Here is a 6,558-nt window from a genome sequence, read left to right on the forward strand (position 1 = left end):
GGGTGGTCCGGGCCCGCTGGGACACCGCGCGGCCCGAGGAGGCGCCGCAACTCCGGACGGAACCGGGCGCTCCGGTTCTCCGTGTGCTGCGGGTCCGCACCCTGGACGGGGCGCCCGTCCTGCTCGAACGCACCGCCTACGCGGAGTGGATCGGCCCGGCGGTGTACGAACTCCCCGCCGACTGTCCGTCGGTCACCCAGCGGCTGCACGACGACCACGGTCTGGCCCTCGCGCACGGCGAGCACCACATCGACGCGGTCGCAGCGGGCACGGAGGACGCGGAGCAGCTGCGGCTCCGCCGGGGCGCGCCGCTGCTGCGCGTACGCCGCACCACGACCACCGCCGAGGGGCGGCCCGTCGAGACCGCCGACGACCGCTACAGCCCCGGCTCCGTCGTCTTCACGGTCCGCAACTCCACCTGGACCAACCCGCTCACCCGAACGAGCCCGGCCGAGCCCGGGAAGCGCGCATGAGCCCGCCCCCTCTCCCCCTCCCGGCAGCACTGCTGTGCGACATGGACGGCACGCTGGTGGACACCGAACGTGACTGGCTGCGCACCGTCGCCGAGGCCCTCGGCGCGGACGCCGGCGCGTCCGAGGTCACCGCGTACGCGGGCCTCCCCCTCGCCGACGCGGGCCGCCGCATGGCGGCCCGCGACCCCGCCCTGACCGCGGAGCGGGCCACCGCCCTGCTGGACCGGGCGTTCACGGCACGCGTACGGGCGGGCGTCACCGTCCAGCCCGGCGCGCTGCGGCTGCTGGAGCAGGCACGGGCGCGGGGCGTGCCGGTGGCCCTGGTGACGGCGTCGGAGCGGGCGGTGGCGGACGAGGTCCTGGGCGTGCTGGGCCGGGACCGCTTCGCGTACTCCGTCGCGGCGGGCGAGACGCGGCGCGGCAAGCCGCACCCCGAGCCGTACCGGGCGGCAGCGGACGCGCTGGGCGTACACCCGGCGGAGTGCCTGGCGGTCGAGGACACGCCGACGGGGGTCGCGGCGGCGCGGGCCGCGGGCTGCCGGGTGCTGGCGGTGCCGACGGTCCCCGGCATCGCCCCGGCGCCCCGGGTGACGGTGACCACGTCCCTGGAGTCGGTGACCCTGACCCGCTGACGGGTGTTCCGCGGACCTTGCGCACCCGGCGACATCCACCGGACACACGAGCAGGGGCGTGCCGGACGAACCGGCACGCCCCTGCTTCGGGGTGCTCAGAGCGTGAGGGGGCTCACTTGCCCCTGGCGGATTCCTTCAGCTTGGAGCCCGCGGAAACCTTGACGCTGTAGCCGGCCGGGATCTGGATCGGCTCACCGGTCTGCGGGTTCCGCGCGGTCCGGGCGGCGCGGTGCGTCCGCTCGATGGTGAGGAAGCCGGGGATGGTGACCTTCTCGTCGCCCTTGGAGACAACCTCTCCGACGGTGTCGGCGAAGGCCGCGAGGACCGCGTCGGCGTCCTTACGGGTCACCTCGGCACGCTCGGACAGAGCGGCCACCAGCTCACTGCGGTTCATATTCGTACTCCCGTGTCTTTCTTGCCGATGAGGCGTGCCACGCGGCGAAGCCGCATGTCAGGTGCTGCGAAGCCGATGCTGCCAGGGTCCTGTGACAGTCCCCGGACCGGGTCCGCCTCAGACCCTCGCGCCCCTGGGTAACCCCTGGACGGAGCCCTTGGGGATGCATCCTGCCCCCACCTGCGGCGGGAAAGCCAATCCGACGCCCTCGCTGTGGTGACACCCCAGCCCGTTGGTCTGCCGCAACACTAAGGGCGCCGTCCACGCAACGACCGGCCCGACGCGCCGTAGCCTCTCCCCGGTACCGGGGAAACGGGCCGCACCCGAGCCTAGGCCGTGCCCGGCCGCTGACGCCGCGCAGGGACGCCGGGACACCCCGGGACCCACCGGACAGACCCTAACCCTCGGCGCGGGCCGCGTCCCGGACCGCCCCGGCCACGGCGCCGGACACCTTCTCGTTGAAGACGCTGGGCACGATGTAGTTGGCGTTCAGCTCGTCCTCCTGCACGACATCCGCCAACGCCTTCGCAGCCGCGATCATCATCCGCTCGTCGACCGTACGGGACTGCGCGTCCAGCAGCCCGCGGAAGACGCCCGGGAAGACCAGCACGTTGTTGATCTGGTTCGGGAAGTCGGAGCGCCCGGTGGCCACCACGGCGGCCGACTCCCGTGCCGCCGCCGGGTCGACCTCCGGGTCGGGATTGGCAAGCGCGAACACAATGGCGCCGTCCGCCATCTTCGCCACGTCGCTGCCGTCGAGCACGTTCGGCGCCGAGACCCCGATGAACACGTCCGCGCCCGCGACGGCGTCCTTCAGCGTACCCGTGTGGCCCTCCGCGTTGGTGTTCTCCGCGACCCAGCGCAGCGGCGAGCCCGCCTCGGTCTGCGCCAGGTCCGCGCGCCCCGCGTGCACCACGCCGTGGATGTCGGCGACCACGGCGTGCTGGACGCCCGCCTCCAGCAGCAGCTTCAGAATGGCCGTGCCGGCGGCGCCCGCACCCGACATCACCACCCGGATGTCCTCGATCCGCTTGCCCACCACGCGCAGCGCGTTGTAGAGCGCGGAGAGCACGACGATGGCGGTGCCGTGCTGGTCGTCGTGGAAGACGGGGATGTCGACGGCCTCCCGCAGCCGCGCCTCGATCTCGAAGCAGCGGGGCGCGGAGATGTCCTCCAGGTTGACCCCGGCGAAGCCGGGCGCGATCGCCTTGACGATCTCCACGATCGCGTCGGTGTCCTGGGTGTCCAGGCACAGCGGCCAGGCGTCGATGCCCGCGAACCGTTTGAAGAGGGCCGCCTTGCCCTCCATCACGGGCAGCGCGGCCTGCGGCCCGATGTTGCCCAGCCCGAGCACGGCCGAGCCGTCGGTCACGACGGCGACGCTGTTCCGCTTGATGGTGAGCCGCCGCGCGTCCTCCGGATGCTCCGCGATCTGCCGGCACACCCGGGCGACGCCCGGCGTGTAGACCATGGACAGATCGTCACGATTGCGAATGGGATGCTTCGACGCCATCTCGATCTTGCCGCCGAGGTGCATCAGGAAGGTGCGGTCCGAGACCTTGCCGAGCGCCACGCCCTCGATGGCGGCGAGCTTGCTGACGATCTCCTCGGCGTGGTCGGTGGAGCTGGCGGCGATCGTCACGTCGATCCGGAGCCGCTCATGGCCGGACGCGGTCACGTCGAGGCCGGTCACGGAGCCGCCCGAGGACTCCACAACCGTGGTGATCTGACTGACCGCGGAGCCCCCGGCGGGCACCTCCAGGCGGACCGTCATCGAATAGGAGACGCTTGGCGCCATTGCCGACTTCCCTCTGCTTTCCCTGTGACGTTGGGCGTGTCCCGAGAGACACGTCAACCGATAGTCGCACCTACCCCCCGGTACGCGGTAACGGGGCCCGGGGACGGCAAAAGGAGAGGAAAGGAGAGAGAAAAGGGAGGGAAAGAAGAAGAGAGAGGTGACACCGACCCGCCAGCTCGCCTCGCGGCAAGTGGTCGCTCGTAGCGACTATGGTTGGGCCCGGGGGCATGGATCGGGCCGGTGCCACGCACCAGTTTAACAAAGAGCCCCAGGAGGCGATTCCCGTCCCTGACAACGGGTTTCGGTGCTCCCGGCCTCAGTCCCGCAGCAGATCCGGCACCCCGTCCGCGTCCGGCAGGTCCGCGGCGGCCGACAGCACCGTGAGGCGCTGGGTGGCCCGGGTCAGCGCGACGTACAGCACCCGCAGGCCCGCCGGGGACTCGTCGGCGATCTGCGCCGGGGAGACGACCAGCGTCGCGTCGTACTCCAGCCCCTTCGCCTCCAGGCTGCCCAGCGGCACGACGCGGTCGCCCAGCCCGGCCAGCCAGCGGGCGGCCTCCGCGCGCCGGCCCATCGCCACCACCACGCCGACGGTGCCCTCGACCTCGCCGAGCAGCCGCTCCGCCTCCGCGCGTACGGCGTCGCCCAGCGCCGCGCCGTCCGGTGTGCCACCCGCCGCGCCGTCCGTCCCGCCCTCCGTCCCGCCCTCCGTCACGCTGTCCTTCGGGCTGTCCGGCACGGCGACGAAGCGGGGCTCGATGCCCGTGGCCCGCACGGCGCGCGGCGGCTGCACGCCCGGCATCGCCAACCGCAGCACGCGGTTGGCGAGCTCCGCCAGCTCGGCGGGGTTGCGGTAGTTGACGGTCAGCTCGAAGCGGCGGCGCGGGCGCCTGCCGAGCGCCTCGTCGCGCGCCTCGACCGCCTCGCTCCTGCCGTCCGGGTCGGACCAGGAGGACTGCGCCGGGTCGCCCACCACCGTCCAGGTCGCCTGCCGGCCGCGCCGTCCGACCATGCGCCACTGCATGGGCGTCAGATCCTGCGCCTCGTCCACGATGACATGCGCGTACTCCGTGCGCTCCGCCGTGCGGTCGCGGCGCGGGGCGGCGTTCCGGTCGGCGGCCGTGGTCAGCTCCTCCAGCCCGGTGAACTGGTCCAGCGGATCCACCTCGCGCTGCTTGGGCCGCGCCGGAGCGCCCAGCAGCACCCGCAACTCGTCCAGCAGCGCGACATCGTGCACGCTCAGCGGGCCGTTGCCCGCCGCATCGAGCCGCTCGCGCAGCGCGCGGGCCAGGTCGCGCGCCTCGCCGGGCCGCAGCACCCGGCGGGACCAGCGGGCCAGCCGCCCCTCGTCCGCCATGGCGCCCAGCACCTGACGCGGGGTCAGCTCGGGCCACCAGGCGTCGAGGAAGCCGGTGAAGCCGTCCTCGGCTGCGACGTCCTCGCCGAAGCCCTCCCGGGCCTCGGCCGCCAGCTCGGGGTCGTCGGGGTAGCGGCGGGAGCCGCCGGACTTCTCCCACAGCGCGTCCAGCAGCAGCTTGCGGGCGCGCGGGCGCATCAGGTTGACCGGCGCCGTACCGCCGAGCACCTGCTGCCGCACCGCGCGCAGCTCGTCCGCCTCCAGCTCCACGCGCGCGCCCGAGGCCACCACGCGCAGCCGCTCCGGCACGGGGGCGCGCAGCCCCAGATCGAGCGCCCCGCGCGCGGCGTTGCGCAGCACCCGCTGCATCCGGGAGGAGCCCTTGATCCGTGCGATGGGCTGGGGATCGTAGGTCTCGGCCACCGCGCCCGCCGTCCCCGCCCCGCTGCCGGCGTTCTCGTGCTCCGCCAGCGAGCCCAGCGCGCGGATCGCGACCTGCCCCTCCTCGCCGAGCGAGGGCAGCACGCCCTCGGTGTACGAGACGAGCAGGGGCGTCGGGCTGACCACGAGGATGCCGCCCGCGTACCGCCGCCGGTCCTGGTAGAGCAGATACGCGGCGCGGTGCAGCGCGACGGCGGTCTTCCCCGTCCCGGGCCCGCCCTCGACCTCCGTGACGGACGCGGCGGGCGCGCGGATCACCTCGTCCTGCTCGGCCTGGATGGAGGAGACGATGTCCCGCATCGCGTGCCCGCGGGCCCGGCCCAGCGCCGCCATCAGCGCGCCGTCCCCGACGACCGGCAGCTCGCCACCCTCCAGCGCCTTCACCGCCAGCTCGGGACGGAGCAGGTCGTCCTCGACGCCGAGCACCCGGCGGCCCTTGCTGCGGATGACGCGGCGGCGCACCACCCGGCCCGGCGCCACCGGCGTCGCCCGGTAGAAGGGCGCCGCCGCGGGGGCCCGCCAGTCGATGACGAGGGGGGCGTAGTCGGCGTCGAGCACACCGAGCCGCCCGATGTGCAGGGTCTCGGCGATGACGGCGGTGCCGTCGTCCTGTACGGCGCCCTCGGCGGGCTCGACCGACGTGTACGCGCCGTCGGGGCCGCGCCGCCCGTCCCTGCCCTCCAGCAGGTCGATACGGCCGAAGAGGAAGTCCTCGAACTCGCTGTTGAGGCGGTTGAGGTGGATCCCGGCCCGGAACACCTGCGCGTCGCGCTCGGCGAGCGCCCCGGGGGTGCCGACCTGCGCGCGCTTGGAGGCGTCGTCCATCAGGAACTCCGCCTCGTGGATCTTCTCCTCCAGCCGCCGGTAGACCCGGTCGAGGTGCGTCTGCTCGGCCCGGATCTCCCGGTCCCGCAGCCCGTCACCGTCCCGCAGGCCGTCACCGTCCCGCGCGTGCTCCGCCTGCGTGTGCTCCGCGTACGTGTGCTCCGCTTGCGTGTCCGCTCCGTGCTCCGCTCCCAACGCGGCGTTCCCCTTCTCCTGGCCGAAAGGCAGCCGTCCACCCTACGCCACGAAGCGGGCATGTCCCGTCAGACCTTGATCGTCACCAGTCGCCGGCCGTCGAGGGTGACCACCTCGAACCGCGCGATCTCGCCACGCGAGAACGCCGCCCCGCCGGAGTAGTAGCCGGCGCCGCCCGTCCCGCCGTACCCGGCGTCCGGGACGGCCCACGTCGTCACCGTCTGGCGCTCGCCGTCCCGGCCCACGGCGACGAGCTCGCAGCGCTGCGGCCCGGCCACCCGGCCGAGCTTCAGCGACACCCGGGTGCCCCAGGGCACCGGCTCCAGGGAGACCGTGGCCCGCGCCTGGGTCCGCGCGTCGCGCGCGCCGAACTTCTCCCCCTGCTCGTACAGCTGCCGGGCCGCGCCCGCGCGCGGCCGGTCCGGCGCGCCGCCGTCCCCGCC

General features: G+C 74.0%; 5 protein-coding genes and 1 pseudogene. 2 read left to right on the plus strand and 4 right to left on the minus strand.

All coding sequences use genetic code 11. The annotated features are described in order from the left end of the window. Together G5C65_RS28670 and G5C65_RS28675 are read left to right on the plus strand one after the other, a co-directional pair. A partial coding sequence (locus G5C65_RS28670) for a GntR family transcriptional regulator (RefSeq protein WP_165301948.1) occupies positions 1-473 on the plus strand: 473 nt, incomplete at its 5' end. Continuing rightward, complete coding sequence (locus G5C65_RS28675; RefSeq protein ID WP_241266120.1) at positions 470-1,105, plus strand: HAD family hydrolase; 636 nt, start codon at positions 470-472, stop codon at positions 1,103-1,105. The genes G5C65_RS28670 and G5C65_RS28675, both read left to right, overlap by 4 nt. Before the next feature lie 112 nt (positions 1,106-1,217). On the opposite strand, the gene G5C65_RS28680 is transcribed toward G5C65_RS28675, so the two are convergent. From G5C65_RS28680 to G5C65_RS28695, 4 genes and pseudogenes are all read right to left on the minus strand, one after another. Continuing rightward, positions 1,218-1,499 carry an HU family DNA-binding protein gene (locus G5C65_RS28680; RefSeq protein WP_165301949.1) on the minus strand — a complete coding sequence of 94 codons (282 nt, stop codon included), beginning with the start codon at positions 1,497-1,499 and terminating at the stop codon, positions 1,218-1,220. Between the two features lie 397 nt (positions 1,500-1,896). Next, entirely contained in the window at positions 1,897-3,297 is a 1,401-nt protein-coding gene (locus G5C65_RS28685) for an NAD-dependent malic enzyme (RefSeq protein WP_165301950.1), read from the minus strand. Between the two features lie 316 nt (positions 3,298-3,613). Beyond that, positions 3,614-6,028 (minus strand): HelD family protein, encoded by a 2,415-nt coding sequence (locus G5C65_RS28690; RefSeq protein WP_165301952.1) that lies wholly within the window; start codon positions 6,026-6,028, stop codon positions 3,614-3,616. Between the two features lie 155 nt (positions 6,029-6,183). Then, positions 6,184-6,558 (minus strand): annotated as a pseudogene (locus tag G5C65_RS28695) (hypothetical protein); the annotation flags it as partial.

Source organism: Streptomyces boncukensis (assembly GCF_011045075.1).
In the GTDB taxonomy this organism is placed as follows: Bacteria; Actinomycetota; Actinomycetes; order Streptomycetales; family Streptomycetaceae; genus Streptomyces; species Streptomyces boncukensis.